This is a genomic window from Pseudomonas sp. NPDC090592 (genome assembly GCF_044769185.1).
Taxonomy (GTDB): Bacteria; Pseudomonadota; Gammaproteobacteria; order Pseudomonadales; family Pseudomonadaceae; genus Aquipseudomonas.
On the sequence record NZ_JBIVXJ010000002.1, the window covers coordinates 205,929 to 227,952 of the forward strand.

The window sequence follows — 22,024 nt, forward strand, 5'->3', positions numbered from 1 at the left end:
ATGGTGCTTAGATGGGGCGGGGGGGATTGGGTTTCAAGCTTCAAGCTTCAAGCTTCAAGCTGCAAGAAAAAAGCGGGACCGCATTGGCCCCGCTTTTACTTGCAGCTTGTAGCTTATGACTTGCAGCTTACTCAGCGAGTTTGTAAGCGATGATGTAATCGCCCATTTTGGTGCCCAGCGAGCCATGGCCGCCGGCAGTCACCAGCACATACTGCTTGCCATCCTTGCCGGTGTAGGTCATTGGCGTGGCCTGGCCACCTGCCGGCAGGCGGGCACTCCACAACTCCTTGCCGTTGTTCACGTCATAGGCGCGCAGGTACTGGTCCAGGGTGCCGCTGAGGAAGCCGACGCCACCGGCGGTGACTATCGAGCCGCCCATGCTCGGCACGCCAACCGGCAGGCCGATTGGCACCGGGGTGCTGTCGCGGGTGGTACCGTTCTTGTGCTTCCACACCACCTTGTTGGTGAACAGGTCGATGGCGGCGACATAACCCCAGGCCGGGGCCTGGCACGGTACACCCAGCGGCGACATGAACGGGTGCATGGTCACCGCGTACGGCGCCCCGGTGTTCGGCTGCACGCCGCTGGTCTCGCTTTCGCGCTTGCTGCCTTCGGCAACCTGCTCACGCGGCACCATCTTCGACACGAAGGCCATGTAGTTGGGCGAGGTGAACAGCAGCTGGCGTACCGGGTCAACCGACACGCTGCCCCAGTTGAACACGCCGACGTTGCCTGGGTAGACCAGCGAGCCCTGCTCGGACGGCGGGGTGTACTGGCCTTCGTAGCGCAGTTCACGGAACTGGATACGGCACAGCATCTGGTCGAACGGCGTGGCGCCCCACATGGCCTGTTCGGTCAGTTCCGGGCCGAGCAGGTTGAGGTCGGAGCGGGCCTGGGTCGGCGAGGTGTGGTCACCTTTCACCGCGCCTTGCGGGGTAGGGATTTCGCGGATCGGCACGATTGGCGTACCGTCGCGGCGGTCGAGCACATACAGGCTGCCTTGCTTGGTCGGTACGATGATTGCCGGTTTCACGCCATCGTCAGTCTTCAGGTGGACCAGGGTCGGCTGGCTGCCGACGTCCATGTCCCACAGGTCGTGATGGGTGAACTGGTAGTTCCAGCGGGCCTTGCCAGTGGCCAGGTCCAAGGCCACTACGCCAGCGCTGTACTTCTCCGCGCCTGGGGTGCGGTCGGCGCCCCACTGGTCCGGGGTCTGGTTGCCCAGTGGCAGGTAGATCATGCCAAGGTCTTCATCAACGCTGGCGATCGACCACATGTTGGCCGAATTACGGCTGTACTGCTTGCCGGGGGCCAATGGCTTGGTGTCGTCCGGGTTGTTGCTGTCCCAGTTCCACACCAGGTGGCCGTCGTGCACGTCGTAGGCGCGGATCACGCCGGACGGCTCGTTGGTCGACTCGTTGTCGGTGACGTGGCCACCGATGATCACCAGGTCGCGGGTGACCGCAGCCGGCGAGGTGGAGTAGTAGCCGCCGGCAGTGAACGGGCCGATGCCGGTGGTCAGGTCGATCACGCCTTGGTTGGCGAAGCCTTCGCAGACTTTGCCGTTGTCGGCGTTGATGGCGATCAGGCGGGCATCGGCGGTTGGCAGGTAGAGGCGCCGCGGGCAGGCCTGGGCCACGGCCTGGCCTGCGTCGGTGATTTTCGGTACCGGGCTGCCGTCGCGGCTGACGTAGCGGTTTTCGTCATAATACGAAACGCCACGGCAGGTCATGTGGGCAAAGCCTTTGAAGGTGCCGACCGGGCTTTTCACCTGAGGGTCGTAGCGCCAGATTTCCGCACCCGTGTCCGGGTCCAGGGCCAGCAGGCGGCTGTGTGCGGTGCAGGCATAGAGCATGCCGTTGACCTTCAGCGGGGTGTTCTGGTTGGTCAGCTCCACCGGGTCGTTTTCGGTGGGCAGGTCACCGGTACGAATACGCCAGGCTTCTTCCAGGCGATAGGCGTTCTGCGGGGTGATCTGGCGCAGTGGCGAATAGCGGTCACCATGCTCGGTACGGCCATAGGCCTGCCATTCGCCATCGGGCATGGCCGGGGCGGCGCTGGCCATTTCGCTGCTTTCGCGGCCCAGTTCGCCGAACACTTCACCGGGGTGGGTGAACTGGCTGGCGATTGCGCAAGCCCCCGAAGCGACCACTGCAACGCTGAGCAAAGCGGTATTGGCTTTGACAGCTGGGCCGATCAGCGGGCGACGTGCCCATGGCAGCAACAGCACTACGCCGATGGCAAACCAGATGGCCAGGCGTGGCACCAGTTGCCACCAGTCCAGGCCCACCTCGAGCAAGGCCCATACCGTGCTGCCCAGCAGCACCAGGCCGTACAGGCCCAGGGCAATGCGACGCTGGGCCAGCAGCAGGATGCCCGACAGGGCAAAGCCGATACCGGCGATCAGGTAGTACAGCGATCCGCCCAGCTGGCTCAGCTTGATGCCGCCAGCCAGCAGGGCCAGGCCCATCAGCAACAGCAACGCGCCGACCAGGCGCGGTAGCCAGCGGCTTCCATTGTTGGCACTTTCAGTGCTCATCGTAGGTTCTCCGTCAGGTCAAAAAGGGGTTAGAAACTGCTCTGGATCTTCAGGCCGCCGACCAGCGCGCCATCGACCTGCGACACCCCGCCCGGGTGGCGGATGTACTGCAGGTTGGGGCGTACCGTGAGCCAGTCGGCCAGATGGATGCCGTAGTACAGCTCAGCGCTGTACTCGGTGTCCTGCACCGGCAGGAAACCGGGGTTGTCGTAGTCGTCGAGGCCGGCGGCCTGGTTGGCCAGGCGGGCGTTTTTGCGGTAGGCAGGGTTGACGTGCACGCGAGCCAGGGCGAAACCGATGTCGTCCTTGGCGCGGGCGTCAAAAGGCCCTTTGTATACCAGTCCTGCCTGCACATAGTTGTCGATGGCATTGGTCTTCTTGTCGTGCACCGTGGCGTTGGCGAACAGGCTCAGGCCACGCGACTGGTCTGACGCCAGCGAGGTCACCTGCTGCTGGGCGCCGAGCCACATGCCGTGCTTGCTCGAGCTGCTGCGGTAGGCGGCGCCGCTGAGGGCTGCCGGCTGACCGTTGCTGTCCTTGAGAACATCTTGTGCCTTGGCATTACTGTAGTAGTAGCCGGCGCGATATTCCCCTTTCAGGTCTTGGATACGTGGGGTCCATACCAGTTCGACTGGCATTACTGCGCCTTGGGTGCCGCTGCCGCTGAGCTTGAAGCCGTTACCGGATTCGAGGTTGGAGGGGTTCTGCTCGAACACGCCGACCTGTGCGTACAGTTCGGGGGTGAGGTTGTAGCGCACGCGCAGGGCCCACTGGCTGACGGGCCAGTTGTACCAGATGCCGCCGACCCAGTTGCCCACCTGCGAGCCGCAGAAGGCCAGGTTCTGGAAGTCGCAAGGGAAGCTGTTGAAGTCTTCGCCTTCGCCGAACCGGCCGAATTTCACGTCCAGCGCGCCATCGAAATACTTCTGCTTGATCCACATCTGCGTCAGCCGCCAGGTTTCGCCACGGCCCCATACTTCCTGGGCCGAGGTGAAGCCGCCGACCCGTGGGTCGTTGATCCGGTCGTTGCTGATGTTGTCGCCGTGACGTTCGGTGATGGTCAGCTGCAACTCGGCGTCATGCCAGCCGAGGATCTTGTCCAGATCCAGGTGGCTGCCAAAGGTGAACTGGTCGCTGTAGCGTGCAGTGCGGTCGTGGTCGTAGCCGCCGTGCAGGTTGCTGCCCATCTCGCCGGTGTAGCCGAGGGTGAAGTCGTAGCCTTTTTCCAGCAATTCGCTGCGGGTGCCGCCCCAGTCGCCGAGCATCCATGGGGAGTCGCTGGCGAACATTTCGCTGGCGGCGGTTGAGGTTGCCAGGGCACTGAGGGCAAGGCCGATGTAGCAGGTTTTGGGCAGTTGGAGCATGAGATAGCGCTATCTTTTGATTATTGAAAAAACGACAAGCGCATCGAAGGGCAGGCCCTTCAATGGATATGGCGACAAGATGGTTTCGGTGAAGCGTTTCAGCTTGAGGCGAGGAGGATATAGCGGAAGTTGTAAGAAAAAAAGACAAATTGTCGCAGTTGATTGTTGCGGATTGGGCAACAGTCAATACCGGCGCTCAAACCTGAAAGTTTGCCAGTGCTCTGTGGGAGCAATTGTCTTGCTCAACTTCTAAAGGCTGGCGCGAATCCCTGTGGGAGCGGGCTTGCCCGCGAACACGGGCGAAGCCCGTGCCATCCACCGCGTTGGATTCTTCGCGGGCATGCCCGCTCCCACAGATGCTCGTTCGCAATCAGAAGGTGGTACGCAGGCCCACTTCCACACTACGCCCCGGCGCCGGTGCGATATCGCGCAGGATCGAGCTGGCGTAGCGTACGGTCTGGTCGGTCAGGTTCTCGCCGCGGACAAACGCCAGCCACTGGCTTTGGCCGATGTCGAAGCGGTAGCCAACGCTCGCCCCCAGTGTGGTGTAGCCATCGGTGCTGGTTTCGTTGGCCGGCTTGCGGTGCTGCGATGCTGCATGCTGCACATCGACCCGTGCCTGCCAGCGGTCCAGCTCCCACACCAGGCCGCTGTTAAGGCGCAGCGGGGCAATGCGTGGCAGCGGCTCGCCACTGTCGAGGTTCTTGGCGCGGGTGTAGTCACCGGACAGTTCCAGCGCAAAGCTGCCGTAACGGTTCTCGACCAGCTGCCAGCGGTCCTGGGCTTCGATGCCGTAGAAGCGCGCCCGGACGCCCTGGTACTGGTACTCCGGGAATCCGTCGTGGTCATGATCGTGGTCGTGGTCTTCTTCGTCATGGTCGTGGTCATGCCCGCCTTCTCGGATGTTGCCGGTGCCAATCAGCCCGATGTAGTTGCGGAAGTGGCTGTAGAACACTCCGACACTGCCTTTGTGGGTGCCATTGTCGAAGCGCAGCGCCAGGTCGGCGGAAATGGCTTTTTCCTTGTTCAGGCTGGCATCACCGACTTCAAATGCACCGGTAGCCACATGGGCACCATTGGCGTACAGCTCGTAGAAGGTCGGGGCGCGTTCGGTGTAGCCGAGGTTGGCAGCCAGCGACCAGACCGGGTCGAGTTGGTACACCGCTCCGGAAGACAGGCTGAAGGCGTTGAAGCTGCTGGCGCTGTCGGCATCGACGAAATTCTCGTTGCCTTTGGCATCCGGGTCGACCCGCGTGTGCTCCAGGCGTGCACCCAGGCTCAGGTTCAGGCGCTCGGTGGCCTGCCACTGCTCCAGCATGAACAGGGCCAGGCTGTCGGTATTGGTGTGCGGGACGAAAGCTTCCTCGCCCAGGGCGGAGAATTCGTTGCGGCTGACCTGCGCACCGATCACCCCTTCCACTGGCCCGAGCGGTTGATGGCGGGCTTCGATGCGGGCTTCGTAGCCCTTGTTCTTGAAGGTGGTGTGCACCTCGCCTTCTTCGATCTCACTGTGTTCGTAATCGGTATAGCCGGCATCGACCTTGACCGAGCTGAACGGGCCGTCGAGGTCACGCACCTCGGAGGCGAAGGCGTAATGGTCCTGTTTCATGTCCAGGCGCACACCGGATTCGGCCACCGAGCCGTAGTTGCTGTCGTAGCCGCTGTACGACAGGCCGGCGTAACCGTGATCCCAATGGTAGGCGCCACCGATTGCACCACCGTCCTGGCGACCGTCGCTGTTTTCCAGGCGGTGTTTGCGGCCGGGCTCATCGGCGTCACGTACCTTGGCGCTGCGCGCGTAACCGGGGATGCGCAGGTCGTTGAACTGGCGGCTGTTGGCATCCAGGTGCAGGGCGAAGGTGCCGTTACCGGCCTCGAGCTTGCCGGCACTGCTGCGGGTGGTGTCGGCGCCGCCGTAGCGCAGTTCGCCGGCACCGTGGATGCCGTCGATGGGCGCATCCGGGATGCGGTTGTCGAAGGTATTGACCACGCCACCGATGGCGTTGCCGCCGTACAGCAGGGCGGCCGGGCCGCGAACGATCTCGACGCGGTCGACAGTGACCGGGTCCAGCGGCACGGCGTGGTCGTAGGACAGCGACGAGGCATCCAGGGCGCCGACGCCATTGCGCAGAATGCGAATACGGTCGCCGTCCAGGCCGCGGATTACCGGGCGGCTGGCACCAGGGCCGAACCAGGTGGAGCTGACACCGGGCTGCTTGTTCAGGGTTTCACCGAGGCTGCCGTGCTGTTGCTGCAACAGGTTGTCGCCTTCAAGCACGGTACTGGGAGCGGCCAGCTGATGGTTGCCCAGCGGGTTGGCAGTGATGACCTGGGGTTCGAGTTCCACGGCCTGGCTGGGTGAGGCAGCCAGCCAGAGCGCGACGGCAAGGGGGGAGAGGCGAAGCGGTGCGTACAACATGGGATGGGGCGTTCCTTGGCAGATGCTTTTGTAATGTTACAACATAACATATCTATTTCAGCACAGAGGTTTTGCCCATGGCCAGTGGTTTTTCTGTCGACAGCACTGATCCCACCCACCACTACACTCGTGTAAGGTGCGCATCTTTCCTACGGAGCACAGCATGAGCACGGCCCACCACAACGCGCTGCACGGCAAGACCCTTGAACAGATCCTCACTGAGCTGGTAACGCACTACCAATGGCAGGGCCTGGCCGAGCGCGTCGATGTGCGCTGCTTCAAGAGCAACCCGACCATCAAGTCGAGCCTGACCTTCTTGCGTAAAACACCGTGGGCGCGGGAAAAGGTCGAGCAGCTGTATGTGAAGCTGCAGCGTCAGGCCTGAAATGCCGCAACGTCCCTGGCTGACTGGCATGGCCGTGCTGGGCTGGTTCGGTTTGACCGTTCAGGTCTACCTGGTGCTGGTGGCTCGCTGGCAGGAGCAGGCCAGCCTGATTGGCGGCCTGATCAATGTGTTCGGCTATTTCACCGTACTGAGCAATACCCTGGTGGCGACGGTGCTCAGCTATGCGGCATTTGGGCGGGAAGGGCGTGGCAAGCGTTTCTTCCTGTCGCCCTCGGTGAGTTCGGCAATTGCTGCCAGCATCCTGCTGGTTGGGTTGGCCTATAGCGTGTTGTTGCGCCATTTGTGGCAGCCGCAAGGCTGGCAGTGGCTGGCGGATGAACTGCTGCACGATGTGATGCCGGTGCTGTATGCCTTGTACTGGTGGTGCGCGGTGCCCAAGGGCAGGTTGCGGCTATGGCACCTGGCGGTCTGGGCGATATACCCGGCGGTGTACTTCGGCTATGCGCTGTGGCGGGGGAGCGAGATTGGCGTGTATGCCTACCCGTTCATCGATGTGGCGAGCCTGGGGTATGGGCAGGTGATGCTCAATGCCCTTGGGGTGCTGGCGGGGTTCTGGGGGATAGGGCTGGTGTTGCTGGGGCTGGACCGGTGGCGCGGGGTGCGGAAATTTGCTTAGCCTGTGCTGGCCTCTTCGCGGGCATGCCCGCTCCCACAGGTACTGCACTTATCCCGAGGGCAGTGGAGTACCTGTGGGAGCGGGCGTGCCCGCGAAGAGGCCGGAACAGGCAAAAAACAATCACTCGTCGTCCGCAGTCCCGTCGGCCCGCCAGTAGGCCGCAGCCTTCAGCGCATCTTCCGGCACGCCTTTCTCAAGCAACAACGCCTTGGCCTGGCGGGTGAGTGCCTTTTCCAGCGCCACCCAACCGTACAACCGGCCTTGCGGCAACGTCAGGTTTTTCACCAGCGCCAGCAAATCTTCCTGCTGGCGGCGTACCCAGATCACTTCCACCTGGGCCTTGCTCGGCAGTGGCTGGCGCTCCTGTTCGTCTTCGACCTGGATCACCGCCAGCACCTGGCGGCCTGCCGGCAGTTCTTCCAGTCGACGACCAATCGCCGGAATGGCCGTTTCGTCACCGATCAGCAGGTAGCTGTCGAACATATCCGGCACCACCAGCGATGCCCGTGGCCCGGCGATGTTCAAGGTTTGCCCCGGCGCGGCCTGCGCAGCCCAGGTGGAGGCGGGGCCATCGCCGTGCAGTACAAAATCGATATCCAGCTCATTGGCCACCAGGTCGATGCGCCGTGGCGTGTACTCGCGCATGGTGGGCCGTGCACCACCGTCCCGGCCCATGTTCCGGGCCTCGATGGCCTGCTGTTGCTCCGGCGTTTCGGCGAACAGCAGTTTGATATGGTCGTCGCTGCCTACGCTGGTGAAGCCTTGCAATTCGGCACCGCCGAGGGTGATGCGGCGCATGCGCGGGGTGAGGTCGGTGACCCGCAGTACCTGCAGGCGGCGCTGGCGGATCTCGTGGTTGACGCGGTGGATGGTGTCACTCATGGGAGGTCTCCCTTGCAGGTTCAGCCGGCCCTGAGGCGATGGCCTTGGCAGTTTGGTTGAGCAAGTCGCGAACCCGTTCGATTTCCTCCGGCGTCCAGCGGCCGCTGTGCATGTGCAGCGCGTGGCGCAGGTTGCCGACGGCTTCATGAATTTCTGGTGGGCGGTCATGGCCGCGCAGGGCGCGTTTGCTGACTTCAATGCGCATGCGCACGCCGTCCAGCGCGACGGCCTGTTCAGCCAGGGCTGTGCGGCCGGCATCGGTAATGGCGTAAAGGCGTTTGCTGCCCTGCACCTGGCCGCTGATCAACTCGGCTTCTTCAAGAAAATTCAGCGTGGGGTAGATCACCCCGGGGCTTGGGCTGTAGCTGCCGTCGAACAGGTTTTCGATCTGGCGGATCAGGTCATAGCCGTGGCCAGGCTGCTCGGCAAGCATGGCCAGCATCAGCAGCTTGAGGTCTCCGGGGGCAAACACGCGTGGGCCGCGTTCGCCGCGGCCGGGGCGCCGCTCAAAGGGGTCATGGGGGGTGTGTTCGCGCATGGGGGCAGGGCTCCGTCGTTTGCGATATATCGTAAGATATTACTCAAGATATATCTAAAGACAAGCCCTTTTATGCGAATGATTATCATCTAGTCTTTCGATGCATCCCCTTTTGGTGCGGTGGTGTTCACCGCTACCTGCGGCGGCTTGCATTCATTCGGATTGCCCGGCTGCAGGTACGGCATGAGTATCGGGGCCATGCCTTTGAGCACCTGTACCGGCAGTGCCGAGGTGAATTTGAATGCCTCTGCCGAGCGCCCCGGCACAAAGGCGGTGAGGGTGCCGAAGTGGTTGTCGCCCAGGAAGAACACGAACGTGGCGGTACGGTTGAGCGAGCGCGAACCGATAAGCCGACCGCCGGCGCCGAAGCTCTCGATGCGGTTGTCACCGGTACCGGTCTTGCCGCCCATCACCAGTGGGGTGCCGTCTTGCAGCTTGAAGCTGCCGGAAATGCGCCGCGCTGTGCCTGCATCTACCACTTGCGACATGGCGCCTTTGAGCGCACGCGCCACTTCAACCGGAAGAATCCGCACACCCCGGTCCGGGTCGCTGATCAACTTGGTTTCGTAAGGTGTGTCGGCAGCAAAGTGCAGGGTGTCGATACGCAGGGTTGGCAGGCGAATGCCGTCGTTCTGGATGATGCCGACCAGCTCCGAGAGGGCGGCAGGGCGGTCGCCCGAGCTGCCGATGGCGGTGGCGAGCGAGGGCACCAGGTGGTCGAATGGATAGCCCACGCGTTTCCAGCGTTGGTGGATGTCGAGGAAGGCTTCGATTTCGACCATGGTCCGGATACGGCTGTCGCGGGCGCCTTGGTAGCGGCTCTTGAACAGCCAGCCGTAGACCTCCTGGCGCTCGAAGCGGCTGGCGTTGACCATTTCGGTCAGGCTTGAACTGGGGTTCTTCAGCAGGTAGCCGAGCAGCCACAGGTCCAGCGGGTGAACCTTGGCGATGTAGCCCTGGTCGGGCAGGTCGTACTTGCCTGGGCCGTAAGCGTCGTACATCTCCGACAGGCGCCCATCGGTCAGCTTGCGCAAGGCAACCTTGTCACCCTTGAGGTGGGCGCGCACGAAGGCATTGAAGGTTTCCTGCCCGGCATCCGGGAACAGGTAGCGATGCACCGCAGCCAGCCGCTGCGGGGTCACGCGCATGCTGTCGAGGAACGTGTCCAGGCGTTGTTGCGAGGTCTTGCGCTGGTATTTCTTCCAGAAGCGCATCAGATAATTGGTGCCTTCCTTGTCGGCGAAACGGGCCAGGTATTCCTGGCGGCGCGGGTCGGCGTCGTCCTTGAGCAGCGGCACGCGGTTGAACGGCTGCTGGTAGGTCACGTAACGCACCAGGTCGCGCATCAGGCGGATGAACGGCAGGTTGATCGATTCGCGCAGGGCATCCTTGAGCGTTGGGTTGCGGTTGTTGTCTTCCTTGCGGAAGTTGTTGAACACATGCATGCCACCGCCGGTGAAGAAGGCTTCGCCGGTGTTGGCGGAATACTTGCGTTCCAGCGCGGCGTCGAGCATGGCATCCAGGCTTTGGTTCTTGCTGTTTTGCGCCAGCCATTCCAGCGACCACTGGGTGATGCGGTCCAGCTCCGCCACCTCGACCTTTTTCAGTTCGGCAGCGGGCTTGCCGGCGTATTTGTCGTGCAGTTCGGCGATGATCTCCAGATACGTGGTGAGTACCCGCAGTTTGGCGGTGGAGCCCAACTCCAGCTTGCTGCCCTCATTGATGTCGAAGGGCTGGTTGGTGCTATCGGTCTGTACCCGCACCCGGGAGCCGTCGGCAGTGCGCTCGAACAGGGTAAAGCTGTAGCTCACCTGGTCGGTGGTCTTGCTGGTCAGCAGGCGCTCGCCGATCAGGCCCATTTGCGCAGCGAACGCGGGGTCGGCAAGGTTCTTCAGGTACTGGCTCACCTGCAACTGCAAGTCCGCCTGCAGGGTGCTGGTGGCAGACACGTCAAGGCGGTCGAGGTCGTACAGTGGGCGGTTGAGCATGGCCGCCATGCGGTTGCGCGCCAGGCTGATGCCCTTGTTGGTGACAATTGGCACGATGGTCGGTTGTGCCACCCAGTCGCGGTACACCGCCTTGCTGGCCAGCGCGGCATCGGCCAGCGGCTGCTCGATCACCTTGTTGGCGGCGAGCACGCGGATGTGCGAGTCGGTGAGTTCGGCCAACTCGACGCGGCCCTTGGACAGGTAATGTGAGGGGCGGCGCTGGGCGATCATCAGCGACAGTACCTGGCGCAGGGCCAGGCCGCGTGCCGCCATGCTCTCCGGGTCGCTGGCAGTGGAGGTCAGGGCCTGGTTGACCTGGTCGAAATCGGCGCCGTACCACACCCGCAAACCTTCCGCCATGCCGTGCACTTCGCCATGCCCAGGCACCGCAGACAGCGGCACGCTGTTGAGGTAGTCACGCACGATGCGCTGGCGCGCTTCAGTGGTGTCAGGCCCCCCCCGGTAGGCGCGTACACTGGCAGAAATCATCTGCCGTATTTTCTCGGCGCCCGAAACGGTCAGGCCGTCCGGTGAGTGGCGGTACTTTTCCAGCTGCGTGGCCAAGGTACTGCCCCCGGCGGACTGGCCAGGCAGGGCGAGGTACTTGGCCACCTGGCTGTAGGCGGCCTTGGCAAAGCGTGGCCAGTCCACTGCCGGGTTGTTGCGAGGGTCCTGGGTATCGAGCAGGTCGCGGTTCTCGATGAACAGCAGGCTGTTGACCATCACTGGCGGAATCGCCGCAAAGTCCGGGTACAGGTGCTGCGGGTAGTTGTACTGGTACAGCATGTCGCCACGGCAGTCGGTGATTGACAGGCCGGCCTGGATTTTCTCGATGTAGGGCACGAACAGCCCGTGATCAACGTAGTTCATCAACGCAGGTGAGAACTTCACCTGCTCGCTGATCATGTAGTCGCGTTTGAGCAGGCGCGGCAGGAATTCGCCCAGGGCACTGTAGCCCAGGCGTTTGTCGAAGGGGCCTTCACCGGGGTAGACGATGGCGTCGCTGGGGCCGGGCTGCAGCGAATACGTCAGGGTGCTGGCCAGTTTGCTGAATTCTCGCGATTGCAGTTCGGACGTGCGGAATTCGTCATACGCAGCAAAGCCGATAGCCACCAGCGCCACCAGCAGGATGAGAATGATCAGGCGCCACCATAGCCGACGCTGACGGGGTGACTTGGGTTGTGGCGTCTCGGCCGGAGGTATCTCGGGTGCTTCCGTTCTGCTTGGTTCCGATTGCCACAGTGCGCCCATAGTCTTCTATCCGGCCAGGTATTTTCGTGTTGCTTGTCTGAAGCTTAGACGTTGAGCGGCTGAGGTGAAAAATTTGTAGGACGCGGAGAAAAGTAGCGTAGGGCTATGCGGCTTTGGTGTGGGTTTATTCGGGCAACGATGTTGCTATGGTGCCCAGGCGAGCGGGGCGACAGCTTCACGCCCCCGGATTTCTCGCCAAATTTCTGCACATATACAGTGAAAACCCCTACAACGGTCTTCCTATACTGCTCGCCCCCTTCGCCCTGCCGGGCGCTCTAACCCGGCATACGGGCCGGCCCACAAGGCCAGCCTGGCAAGCCAACGCCACGCCTATCGGCATGGCCGGTGCTGCACGAAGGTCAAATCCAATAACAAAATGAGGTTGTATTGCTATGCCAGTCGGCAACCACCCTGCCCACGGCCCTGCCACTGAAGGCGGCCCGCTCAAGCGTGAACTGGGCGAACGGCACATCCGCCTGATGGCGCTGGGCGCCTGTATCGGCGTCGGTCTCTTCCTGGGCTCGGCCAAGGCCATCGAAATGGCCGGCCCTGCCATCATGCTTTCCTACATCATCGGCGGCCTGGCCATCCTGGTCATCATGCGCGCCCTTGGTGAAATGGCCGTGCACAACCCGGTCGCCGGCTCGTTCAGCCGCTATGCACAAGACTACCTCGGCCCGCTGGCTGGCTTCCTTACCGGCTGGAACTACTGGTTCCTCTGGTTGGTGACCTGCGTTGCCGAAATTACCGCGGTGGCCATCTATATGGGCATCTGGTTCCCCGATGTACCACGCTGGATCTGGGCCCTCGCGGCGCTGGGCAGCATGGGCGCGGTCAACCTGGTGGCGGTAAAGGCCTTTGGTGAGTTCGAGTTCTGGTTTGCGCTGATCAAGATCGTCACCATCATCGCCATGGTGCTGGGCGGTATCGGCGTCATTGCCTTCGGCTTTGGCAATGACGGTGTCGCTTTGGGCATTTCCAACCTGTGGAGCAACGGTGGCTTCATGCCTAATGGCATGACCGGCGTGTTGATGTCGCTGCAGATGGTGATGTTCGCCTACCTGGGCGTGGAAATGATTGGTTTGACGGCCGGCGAGGCACGCAACCCGCAAAAGACCATCCCGCAGGCCATTGGCTCGGTGTTCTGGCGCATCCTGCTGTTCTACGTCGGCGCATTGTTCGTGATCCTGTCGATCTACCCGTGGAACGAAATCGGCAGCCAAGGTAGCCCGTTTGTCATGACCTTCGAGCGCCTTGGTATCAAGACCGCCGCGGGCATCATCAACTTCGTGGTCATCACTGCGGCATTGTCGTCGTGCAACGGTGGCATTTTCAGCACCGGGCGCATGCTTTACAGCCTGGCGCAGAACGGCCAGGCGCCGGCGGCCTTCGCCCGTACCTCGAAGAACGGTGTACCGCGCAATGCGCTGCTGTTGTCGATTGGCGCACTGCTGTTGGGCGTGCTGGCCAACTACCTGGTGCCGGAAAAGGTGTTTGTCTGGGTCACTTCGATCGCCACCTTCGGCGCGATCTGGACCTGGGTAATGATTCTGCTGGCGCAGCTCAAGTTCCGCGCAGGCCTTACCACCGCTGAGCGCAAGGCGCTGAAGTACCGCATGTGGCTGTGGCCGCTGAGCTCCTACCTGGCCCTGGCGTTCCTGGTGCTGGTGGTCGGCCTGATGGCGTACTTCGAGGATACCCGCGTGGCCCTGTACATCGGCCCGGCGTTCCTGGTGCTGCTGACGGTGCTGTATTACGCGTTCCGGTTGGCGCCGAAAGAAGCGCAGGGCGTGGCCAGTACCGCTTCCTGACCTGAAATTGCCGGGGCCGCTTTGCGGCCCATCGCCGGCAAGCCAGCTCCCACCCCGACCGCATTTCCCTGGAACCTTGCGCTGTACCTGTGGGAGCTGGCTTGCCGGCGATGGGCTGCAAAGCAGCCCCGGCTCCCTATCAGCCTGCCACTTCGCTGTGCGGCTCAAAGCTGTCCGCCCGCGCCAGTTGCCACATGCGCGAATAGAACTGGCCATTCACCTCGCCGGTCAGCAATTCCCCCGGTTTCAAGAACACATGCATCTGCGAGAACAGCTTGATCTCGGTGGCCGAGATACGCCGCACCAGGTGCTTGGCTTCCAATTGTGCCGGGTGCTCCAGACCTGCCGCAGCGAGCATTTCAGCCAAGGCTCGCAACGTGTTGTGGTGGAAGTTAAGCACCCGCTGGGCCTTGTCCGGCACTACCAGCGCACGCTGGCGAAGCGGGTCTTGTGTTGCCACGCCGGTCGGGCACTTGTTGGTGTGGCAGCTTTGCGACTGAATGCAGCCGATGGCGAACATGAAGCCGCGCGCCGAGTTGGCCCAGTCAGCGCCAATGGCCAGTACGCTGGCGATGTCGAAGGCGCTGACGATCTTGCCGCTGGCTCCAAGCTTGATCTTGTCCCGCAGGTTCAGGCCCACCAGGGTGTTGTGCACGAACAGCAGGCCTTCGCGCAGCGGTACACCGATATGGTCGGTGAACTCCACCGGTGCCGCGCCGGTACCACCCTCCTTGCCATCGACGACGATGAAATCGGGCAGAATGCCGGTTTCCAGCATGGCCTTGGCAATGCCCATGAACTCCCAGGGGTGGCCCAGGCAGAATTTGAAGCCAACCGGTTTGCCGCCGGACAGCTCACGCAAACGGGCAATGAACTGCATCATCTCGATCGGGGTCGAGAATGCGCTGTGGCGCGAAGGCGAGATGCAGTCCTCACCCATCAGCACACCGCGGGTTTCGGCAATTTCCTGAGTGACCTTGTGTTTCGGCAGGATGCCGCCATGGCCGGGTTTGGCACCCTGGCTCATCTTGATTTCGATCATTCGCACCTGCGGGCTGCGCGCCTGGGTGGCGAAGCGTTCGGGGTCGAAGCGCCCGTCCGGCGTGCGGCAACCGAAGTAGCCACTGCCCAGTTCCCAGACCAGGTCGCCACCGTGCTCCCGGTGATAGGGGCTGATACTGCCTTCACCGGTGTCATGGTGGAAGTTGCCCAGCTTGGCGCCCTGGTTGAGGGCGCGGATGGCATTGGCGCTGAGCGACCCGAAGCTCATGGCCGAAATATTGAATATCGATGCCGAGTACGGCTGGCTGCACTGCGGCCCGCCGACGATGATGCGGAAGCTGGCCGGGTCGGCCAGCGGCGCAGGGCGCATGGAATGGCCGATGAATTCGAAGCCGGATTCATACACATCGATCAGGGTGCCGAACGGTTTGTCCGACGCCTCGTTCTTTGCCCGCGCATACACCAGCGAACGTTGGGCACGGGAGAACGGCAGGGCGTCGCTGTCCGACTCCAGCAGGTACTGGCGGATTTCCGGGCGGATGGCCTCTACCAGGTAGCGGATGTTACCCAGGATCGGGTAGTTACGACGAACCGCATGGCGTTGCTGCAGCAGGTCGAACAGGCCGAGCAGGCTGAGGATGCCGGTGGTCAGGGTGAACGGCCACAACCATTCGTGGTGGGTAAAGGGCAGGCTCGCCAGGGTGAACAGTACACAGGCGGCGAAGAAGGCATAGCGGCTGAGAAGTGACAGGCTCATACGGGGTCCTTGCGATGGCGCGGTCAGGCTCAGGGCCTGGGGGCAAACCCCGACCATAGCCAAGTTGCCGGGCACTGCAAATTAAAATCGGGGTAGCGAAAATCATTCTCGCCAAGTCATGTGCCGGACTTACCGGCCCTATCGCCGGCAAGCCAGCTCCCACAGGTGCATCATCACCTTCTGGCTTTGTGATATTCCTGTGGGAGATTGCCCAGCCCATTGGGCTGCGCTGTCGCGCAGAGAACTGATGCCGGGCGCACCGCGTACTCTGTGGGAGCGGGCGCGTCGAGGCGTCGAACCGCCGCGAAGAGTCCAGCGCGGTGCTTGGCACCGGCTGCGCCGGTGTTCGCGGGCATGCCCGCTCCCACAAGGTCCCTGCTAAATCAGTAAGTGATGTGCAGTTCTATGAGAGCTGGCTTGCCGGCGATAGGGCCGGTAAAGCAAAAGATGCCTATAGCGTGTCGCGCAGCAGTTTCTGCCGCCAGCTTTCCTGCTCTTGTGCCGGCGCCTCGACCAGATACGAATAGCGCCCGGCCACCCGCACCGCCACCGGTACCCCGTCGCGGTACAGCAGGCGATTTCCACTCACCGCGGGCACCTTGGCCCCCGGCAGCAGCGAGCCGATCAGGTTCAGCGGGTCACTGGCACTCACCACCAGCAACGCCCCGTCCGGCTCGCGGCGGCGCACCTGGCGCAGCAACCCCACCGCCTCCGGCAAGGCGAACTGCTCACCTGCCAGCCCGGCAATGAAACGCCCGCCACGAATCTCGCCACGTGCCTCCAGCCGGTGATAGCAGCGCAGCAGTTCCCGCCAGGGCGGCAGCACATCACTCTCGCGCTCCAGCAGCCGCCAGCAGATCACGCCATAGCGGCGTAACAGCGTGCGGGCGATGTGTTCCAGGCGCTGGCTGTCATCCACTGTGCCCCTGCGCAGCAATGCCCAGCGCCCGGCATGGGCCATGCTGCTGGACAATGGCGCATGGCCGCGTCGGCTGTTGCGTGACGTGCGCTTCGCCGCTGGGGTAATCAGGCTGCGCAGGCCGGTAAAGCTGTCGGCGCCCGCAAGGCCGGCACCTACCAGTTCCTGCAGTGCTGTTTCCAGCTCGCTGGGCAGCAGGTGTGCGTCTTGTGTCAGTTCGTCAAAAAACAGCGCGCCATGTGCCTGCAGCACCTCGTGCACGCGCTGCGCCCGCGCCCCGAGGCTTTCCGGGGCGGGTACAGAGGCAAGGCTGCGCCACAAGTTCAGGTGTTCACGCGGCAGCAGCACCAGCGGTGTGCTGGACAAGGTACTGCTCGCCACGGTTGCGGCCAGCCGGCTCCAGGCGAACTGCCCGTTGCGGCAGGCATCATCGAGCCAGTGCGGGCTGTAGTCCTTGATGCGCGCCGGTAGCAACTCGGCTTCCCAGGCCCCGGCCGCGCTGGGGAAGCCTTGCAACTGGCCCAGTACCTCGGCCACCGCTTGCGGGCCACGCAGGCGTTCGTCGGGCGCCATATGCTGCCAGTCGAACAGGAAACGCATGAAGTCCTGCAAGCTGACCGGTTCGATCTCGCGGCGCAGGCGTTTGACCGTGTAGCGGTGGATGCGCGCCAGCAGATGGCGTTCGCACCATTGCAGGTCGCTTGCACCGGGGCTGAAATGCCCGCGCAGCACATAGCCTTCGGTTTCCAGGCGGGCCAGGGCCTGCCCGATGTAGCTTGCCGACTTGCCCAGCGGCGCCGCGATTTGCGCCTGATACTGCGGGCCGTGACCGCTCAGGCGGGCGCGCAGCAATTCGCTCAGTGCATTGTCCGGGTCAAATGCCCGGTCGAAACCGGGCAGCAGTTGCAGCGCAGGTTCCAGGCGCGCTGCCGGGTAAAGCGCCAGCATCAGGTTCAGGCGTTCGCGGGCCAACCACAGTGTGTGATCGGCCAGGCGCAAGGCCCGCCCGGCCTTGGCCAATTGCCCCAGCAGCAGATCCCAGCCCGGATTAGCCTCGACTTCCGCCTGGCTGATGGCGCCCAGGCTCATCAGCGCTTCGTGCATTTCGTCGGCATTGCCCGGCTGTGGCCAGGCTTCGGCCGCGACCGCGGCAATGGCAACGGCGTCCAGTGCACCCAGGTCGTCGCCGCTTTGCACTTCGTTCCAGCGCCGGTTCAGCACCGCCTGGGTACGCCGCTCCTCCAAAGGCGCATCGTCGAGGAAGGCGTACGGCCGGGCATTCAGAATCGCCGCAGCCAGCGGCGAAGGCGCGGGCAGGTCGCGGCTCAGCAGGCGCACTGCGCCGCTTTCCATACGCCGCAACAGGGCCAGCCAACCTTCGCTGTCCATCGCTTCATGCAGGCAATCGTCGAGGGTTTGTTCGACCAGCGGGTGATCGGGAATCTGCCGCTCGCCGGCGATGTTTTCCAGGCAGGCGATCTGGTCGGGGAACACCGCGGCAACCAGGTCCTCGCTCTTCATCCGCTGGATCTGCGGTGCCACCTTGCGCCCGCCCACGAAGCGCGGCAAGGCCATGGCCACGCTGGCATTCCAGCGCCAGCGCACGCCAAACAGCGGCGCATCGAGCACGGCTTGAACAAGAATTGGCTCGGCGCTGCGGCTATTCAGGTAACGCCACACTTCGTCCAGCTCGAAACTGTGGCTGGTCGACAGCGACAGGACGATGGCATCTTCGCTGGCGGCAGCTTGCAGCTCGAAGTTGAAGGTGCGGCAGAAGCGCTTGCGCAGGGCCAGGCCCCAGGCACGGTTGATGCGGCTGCCGTAGGGCGAATGGATGATCAGCTGGGTACCGCCGGACTCATCGAAAAAGCGCTCCATCACCAGCGTGTCCTGCGAGGGCAGGGCGCCAAGCACCTCGCGGGTGCGGGCCAGGTAGTCGAGCAACTGGCTGGCGCTGTCTTCGCCCAGTTCAAAGGTAGACTGCAACCAGGCCAGTACCTTGAGCATGTCGCCGCCAGTCTGGGTCAGTTGCTGGTCGATTCGCGCCTGCAACCGGGCCACGGCGGCAGACAGCTCGTTACTGCGCCCCGGCGCTTCACCCAGCCAGAACGGAATGGTCGGCGGCAGGCCGTGGGCATCTTCCACCCGTACCCGGCCGGGCTCGACGCGCAGGATGCGATACGAGGCGTTGCCCAGCTGGAAGATGTCGCCGGCAATGCTCTCCACGGCAAAGTCTTCATTCACGCTGCCGATGTTCAGCGCCTGCGGTTCCAACACTACGGCGTAGTCGGCGTTGTCGGGGATGGTGCCGCCGCTGGTCAGCGCCGTCAGCTGGCTGCCACGCCGGCCACGCAGGGTGCCGCTGACCGCATCGCGGTGCAAATAGGCGCTGCGCACACCCTGGCGGCCGTTATAGCCCTCGGCGAGCATGCTGAGCAGCGCCTGGTAGTGGCGCTGGTCGAGCTCGGCATAGGGCGTGGCCTGGCGCAGGCAGTCGAACAGGGCTTGTTCCTGCCAGTCCTGGTTGCTGGCTTCGGCCACGATCTGTTGGGCCAGCACGTCCAGCGGTGCCCGGGGGATGTGCAGTTCGTCCAGTTCGCCCTGGCGCACGCAATCCAGCAGGGCCACGCATTCGATCAGGTCATCACGTGAGGTGGGGAACAGGCGCCCTTTGGGCACACCGTCGACCTGGTGGCCGGCGCGGCCGACCCGTTGCAGGAAGGCGGCAATCGAACCCGGCGAGGCGATCTGGCACACCAGGTCGATATCGCCGATATCGATGCCTAGTTCCAGCGACGCGGTGGCCACCAGCACTTGCAGTTGGCCGTTTTTCAAGCGTTGTTCGGCATCCAGGCGCAGCTCCTTGGACAGGCTGCCATGGTGCGCGGCGACCGCCTCCTTGCCCAGCCGGTCGCTGAGGTGGCGGGTGATGCGCTCGGCAAGGCGCCGGGTGTTGACGAATATCAGCGTGGTGCGGTGTTCGCGGGCAAGGCTGGCCAGGCGGTCGTAGACCAGGCCCCAGACATCGTTGGCCATCACCGCGCCAAGTGGCACCGGCGGTACTTCAATGGCCAGGTCGCGTTGGCGCGCATGGCCGACATCGACGATGGCGCAGGGGCGCCCGCTACCGGTCAGAAACCGTGCCACCCGTTCGACCGGGCGTTGTGTGGCGGAAAGGCCGATACGCCGCAGTGGCCGTTTGCACAAGGCTTGCAGGCGTTCTAGGGTCAGCGCCAGGTGGGCCCCACGCTTGTTGCCGGCCAGGGCGTGGATTTCGTCGATGATTACCGTGTGCACGTTGCCCAGGCCTGCACGGCCTGAAGCAGAGCCCATCAACACGTACAGCGATTCGGGCGTTGTCACCAGGATGTGCGGGGCCAGTTTGCGCATGGCGCTGCGTTCTTTCTGCGGCGTATCGCCCGTGCGCACGGCCGTGGTGATGCGTGGGGCGTTCAGGCCCTGGTCTGCGAGGGCCTGGCTGATGCCTTCGAGCGGGGCTTGCAGGTTCAGGCGTATGTCGTTGGACAAGGCCTTCAGCGGTGAAACGTAGATCACCTGGGTTTGTGCGGGCAGTTCGCCCTGGTGCTCGAGGCCCTGGCGGAACAGCTCGTCGAGCACGGCGAGGAACGCACTGAGGGTTTTGCCCGAGCCGGTCGGGGCGGCCAACAGCATCGACTGGCCGGAATGAATCAACGGCCAGGCCTGGGCCTGGGCTTCGGTGACCGTGGCGAAGTGGCGGCGGAACCAGGTGCTGACGGCGGGGTGGAACAGCTCGAGCACCGGGTGGTGTTTGGCGGGCAGGTTCATCAGTTGGTTATGGCGGGGAGCGAAGCCTTTGGCAAGGGGCCGTTCGTCTGGCTGGGCATTTGTAGCCTGTGCCGGCCTCTTCGCGGGCGCGCCCGCTCCCACAGGTACAGCGCAAACCTGTGGGAGCGGGCGTGCCCGCGAAAGGGCCGGTACAGGAGGCACTGGCCTTGTCAGGCCAATCAACCGCATGGGATCCTCCCCGGCCAGACTTTTTAGCGAACCCAGCCCATGCCCAACACCATCCGCATCGCCGCCGCCCTGTTGATCGACCCGCAGGGCCGCACCCTGCTGGTACGCAAGCGTGGCACCGAGGCCTTCATGCAGCCTGGCGGCAAGATCGATGCCGGTGAAACGCCGGTGCAGGCACTGGTGCGCGAACTGCACGAGGAGCTGGGCCTGCACATCGACCCGGCCCAGGCCGTGCACCTGGGCCAGTTCAGTGCCCCGGCCGCGAACGAACCAGGCTTCGAGGTGCAGGCCGAGCTGTTCCGTGTCGACAGCGCCGCAGCCGTGGTGCCAGCTGCGGAGATCGAAGAGGTGGTCTGGCTGGCCGCTGACCAGGCGCCCGTCATGCAACTGGCGCCGCTGACCCGCGACCTGATCCTGCCGCTGTACCGCCAGGCGGTCAGCGCACCGCGCTGACGCCGTCGAGGGTGGCGAACGAAGTGTCCTTGGCGGTCAGCAGGAAGTCGCGCATGTACGGCGCATCGAGCATGTCGGTGCGCACGGCCGCATAAAGGGTAGCAAACAGGCCTTTCTCACCCAGGCGCTTGCCCTTCACATAGCCGCGCGAGCTGTACTCGTGCAGTGCCCAGTGCGGCATGCCACACACGCCACGGCCGCTGGCCACCAGCTGCATCATCATCACTGTCAGCTCCGAGGTTCTCACCGCGGCCGGCTCGATGTCGGCCGGCTCGAGGAAGCGGGTGAAGATGTCCAGGCGGTCGCGCTCCACCGGGTAAGTGATCAGCGTCTGGTCGAGCAGGTCCTGTGGCACGATGTACGGCTTGCTGGCCAGCGGGTGCTGGTTGGCCACCGCCAGCATCGCCTCATAGGTGAACAGCGGTACATAGGTGATGCCTGCCAGGTCCAGCGGGTCGGATGTCACCACCAGGTCAAGATCGCCGCGGGCCAGGGCTGGCAGTGGAGCGAAGGCAAACCCGGAGGCCAGGTCCAGCTCTACTTCCGGCCAGGCATCACGGAACTGGTCGATGGTTGGCATCAGCCACTGGAAACAGCTGTGGCATTCGATGGCCATGTGCAGGCGCCCTGCCGTGCCACCGGCCAGGCGGGCAATGTCACGCTCGGCGCCGCGCAGCAGCGGCAGGGTGGCATCGGCCAGTTGCAGCAGGCGCAGCCCGGCACTGGTGAAGCGTATCGGCTTGGTCTTGCGCACGAACAGCGGCAGGCCAAGGCGCTCTTCCAGCTCCTTGAACTGGTGCGACAGCGCCGATTGAGTCAGATGCAAACGATCGGCGGCCTCTACCAGGCTGTCGGCCTCGCGCAAGGCATGAAGGGTTTTCAGGTGACGGATCTCCAGCACAGCTGACTCCGGGGTGTGAGATTGAACAAGCAGGGGATGAGTTGAGTTTCTCTCATGTTGCTACGGCTGTCGACTGGACGTTCGGCCGCACCGTCTGGCGGGAGTCATGAAACTGTCACCGAACTGTGGCAGCGCGCCCGAACAGAATTCATCAGACTCGCGTTCTACTGGGGATCTGCATT

At 63.5% G+C, this 22,024-nt stretch carries 13 protein-coding genes; 4 read left to right on the top strand and 9 right to left on the bottom strand.

What is annotated here, in order from left to right:
- Positions 1 to 127 precede the first annotated feature (127 nt).
- The 3 genes from ACIQUI_RS02505 to ACIQUI_RS02515 all read right to left on the bottom strand — a co-directional run bounded on the left by ACIQUI_RS02505 (position 128) and on the right by ACIQUI_RS02515 (position 6,322).
- Positions 128 to 2,539 carry a glucose/quinate/shikimate family membrane-bound PQQ-dependent dehydrogenase gene (locus ACIQUI_RS02505; protein WP_403194690.1) on the bottom strand — a complete coding sequence of 804 codons (2,412 nt, stop codon included), beginning with the start codon at positions 2,537 to 2,539 and terminating at the stop codon, positions 128 to 130.
- A 29-nt stretch (positions 2,540 to 2,568) separates the two neighbouring features.
- A complete protein-coding gene (locus ACIQUI_RS02510) occupies positions 2,569 to 3,903 on the bottom strand; it encodes a carbohydrate porin (RefSeq protein ID WP_403194692.1) in 1,335 nt (444 codons plus the stop codon).
- 370 nt (positions 3,904 to 4,273) lie between these two features.
- On the bottom strand, positions 4,274 to 6,322 hold the full coding sequence (locus tag ACIQUI_RS02515) for a TonB-dependent receptor (RefSeq protein WP_403194694.1): 2,049 nt from the start codon (positions 6,320 to 6,322) through the stop codon (positions 4,274 to 4,276).
- A gap of 163 nt (positions 6,323 to 6,485) precedes the next feature.
- Between ACIQUI_RS02515 and ACIQUI_RS02520 the strand changes: the two genes are divergently transcribed.
- On the top strand, positions 6,486 to 6,707 hold the full coding sequence (locus tag ACIQUI_RS02520) for a VF530 family DNA-binding protein (protein ID WP_403194696.1): 222 nt from the start codon (positions 6,486 to 6,488) through the stop codon (positions 6,705 to 6,707).
- Between the two features lies 1 nt (position 6,708).
- Positions 6,709 to 7,344, top strand: coding sequence for a Pr6Pr family membrane protein (locus ACIQUI_RS02525; protein WP_403194697.1), 636 nt, complete (start codon positions 6,709 to 6,711; stop codon positions 7,342 to 7,344).
- 120 nt (positions 7,345 to 7,464) lie between these two features.
- On the opposite strand, the gene ACIQUI_RS02530 is transcribed toward ACIQUI_RS02525, so the two are convergent.
- The 3 genes from ACIQUI_RS02530 to ACIQUI_RS02540 form a co-directional block, all read right to left on the bottom strand.
- The gene (locus tag ACIQUI_RS02530; protein WP_403194698.1) at positions 7,465 to 8,226 is read right to left on the bottom strand and encodes a siderophore-interacting protein; all 762 of its coding nucleotides are present in this window, start codon (positions 8,224 to 8,226) and stop codon (positions 7,465 to 7,467) included.
- A complete protein-coding gene (locus tag ACIQUI_RS02535) occupies positions 8,219 to 8,764 on the bottom strand; it encodes a PadR family transcriptional regulator (protein WP_403194700.1) in 546 nt (181 codons plus the stop codon). The genes ACIQUI_RS02530 and ACIQUI_RS02535 overlap by 8 nt, the downstream gene beginning before the upstream one ends.
- Before the next feature lie 89 nt (positions 8,765 to 8,853).
- On the bottom strand, positions 8,854 to 12,003 hold the full coding sequence (locus ACIQUI_RS02540; protein WP_403194702.1) for a transglycosylase domain-containing protein: 3,150 nt from the start codon (positions 12,001 to 12,003) through the stop codon (positions 8,854 to 8,856).
- Between the two features lie 392 nt (positions 12,004 to 12,395).
- Here ACIQUI_RS02540 and ACIQUI_RS02545 point away from each other — a divergent pair, with 392 nt between their 5' ends.
- Positions 12,396 to 13,814, top strand: a complete 1,419-nt coding sequence (locus tag ACIQUI_RS02545) for an amino acid permease (protein WP_391132050.1) — start codon at positions 12,396 to 12,398, stop codon at positions 13,812 to 13,814.
- A gap of 139 nt (positions 13,815 to 13,953) precedes the next feature.
- On the opposite strand, the gene ACIQUI_RS02550 is transcribed toward ACIQUI_RS02545, so the two are convergent.
- Positions 13,954 to 15,573: an FMN-binding glutamate synthase family protein gene (locus ACIQUI_RS02550; protein WP_403194705.1), complete on the bottom strand. Its 1,620-nt coding sequence runs from the start codon at positions 15,571 to 15,573 to the stop codon at positions 13,954 to 13,956.
- A 451-nt stretch (positions 15,574 to 16,024) separates the two neighbouring features.
- Entirely contained in the window at positions 16,025 to 20,299 is a 4,275-nt protein-coding gene (locus ACIQUI_RS02555) for a DEAD/DEAH box helicase (RefSeq protein ID WP_403194706.1), read from the bottom strand.
- Positions 20,300 to 20,527: 228 nt separating this feature from the next.
- Between ACIQUI_RS02555 and ACIQUI_RS02560 the strand changes: the two genes are divergently transcribed.
- Positions 20,528 to 20,941, top strand: a complete 414-nt coding sequence (locus ACIQUI_RS02560) for an NUDIX domain-containing protein (protein WP_403194708.1) — start codon at positions 20,528 to 20,530, stop codon at positions 20,939 to 20,941.
- On the opposite strand, the gene metR is transcribed toward ACIQUI_RS02560, so the two are convergent.
- Positions 20,925 to 21,842 carry a transcriptional regulator MetR gene (gene metR / locus ACIQUI_RS02565; protein ID WP_403194710.1) on the bottom strand — a complete coding sequence of 306 codons (918 nt, stop codon included), beginning with the start codon at positions 21,840 to 21,842 and terminating at the stop codon, positions 20,925 to 20,927. The two genes, ACIQUI_RS02560 and metR, sit on opposite strands and share 17 nt — an antisense overlap.
- Positions 21,843 to 22,024 lie beyond the last annotated feature (182 nt).

What these genes read in the sequence shown, in the direction of transcription:
- ACIQUI_RS02505 (WP_403194690.1), bottom strand. Translation starts at nt 2,539, where the DNA reads ATGAGCACTGAAAGTGCCAACAATGGAAGCCGCTGGCTACCGCGCCTG.
- ACIQUI_RS02510 (WP_403194692.1), bottom strand. Translation starts at nt 3,903, where the DNA reads ATGCTCCAACTGCCCAAAACCTGCTACATCGGCCTTGCCCTCAGTGCC.
- ACIQUI_RS02515 (WP_403194694.1), bottom strand. Translation starts at nt 6,322, where the DNA reads ATGTTGTACGCACCGCTTCGCCTCTCCCCCCTTGCCGTCGCGCTCTGG.
- ACIQUI_RS02520 (WP_403194696.1), top strand. Translation starts at nt 6,486, where the DNA reads ATGAGCACGGCCCACCACAACGCGCTGCACGGCAAGACCCTTGAACAG.
- ACIQUI_RS02525 (WP_403194697.1), top strand. Translation starts at nt 6,709, where the DNA reads ATGCCGCAACGTCCCTGGCTGACTGGCATGGCCGTGCTGGGCTGGTTC.
- ACIQUI_RS02530 (WP_403194698.1), bottom strand. Translation starts at nt 8,226, where the DNA reads ATGAGTGACACCATCCACCGCGTCAACCACGAGATCCGCCAGCGCCGC.
- ACIQUI_RS02535 (WP_403194700.1), bottom strand. Translation starts at nt 8,764, where the DNA reads ATGCGCGAACACACCCCCCATGACCCCTTTGAGCGGCGCCCCGGCCGC.
- ACIQUI_RS02540 (WP_403194702.1), bottom strand. Translation starts at nt 12,003, where the DNA reads ATGGGCGCACTGTGGCAATCGGAACCAAGCAGAACGGAAGCACCCGAG.
- ACIQUI_RS02545 (WP_391132050.1), top strand. Translation starts at nt 12,396, where the DNA reads ATGCCAGTCGGCAACCACCCTGCCCACGGCCCTGCCACTGAAGGCGGC.
- ACIQUI_RS02550 (WP_403194705.1), bottom strand. Translation starts at nt 15,573, where the DNA reads ATGAGCCTGTCACTTCTCAGCCGCTATGCCTTCTTCGCCGCCTGTGTA.
- ACIQUI_RS02555 (WP_403194706.1), bottom strand. Translation starts at nt 20,299, where the DNA reads ATGAACCTGCCCGCCAAACACCACCCGGTGCTCGAGCTGTTCCACCCC.
- ACIQUI_RS02560 (WP_403194708.1), top strand. Translation starts at nt 20,528, where the DNA reads ATGCCCAACACCATCCGCATCGCCGCCGCCCTGTTGATCGACCCGCAG.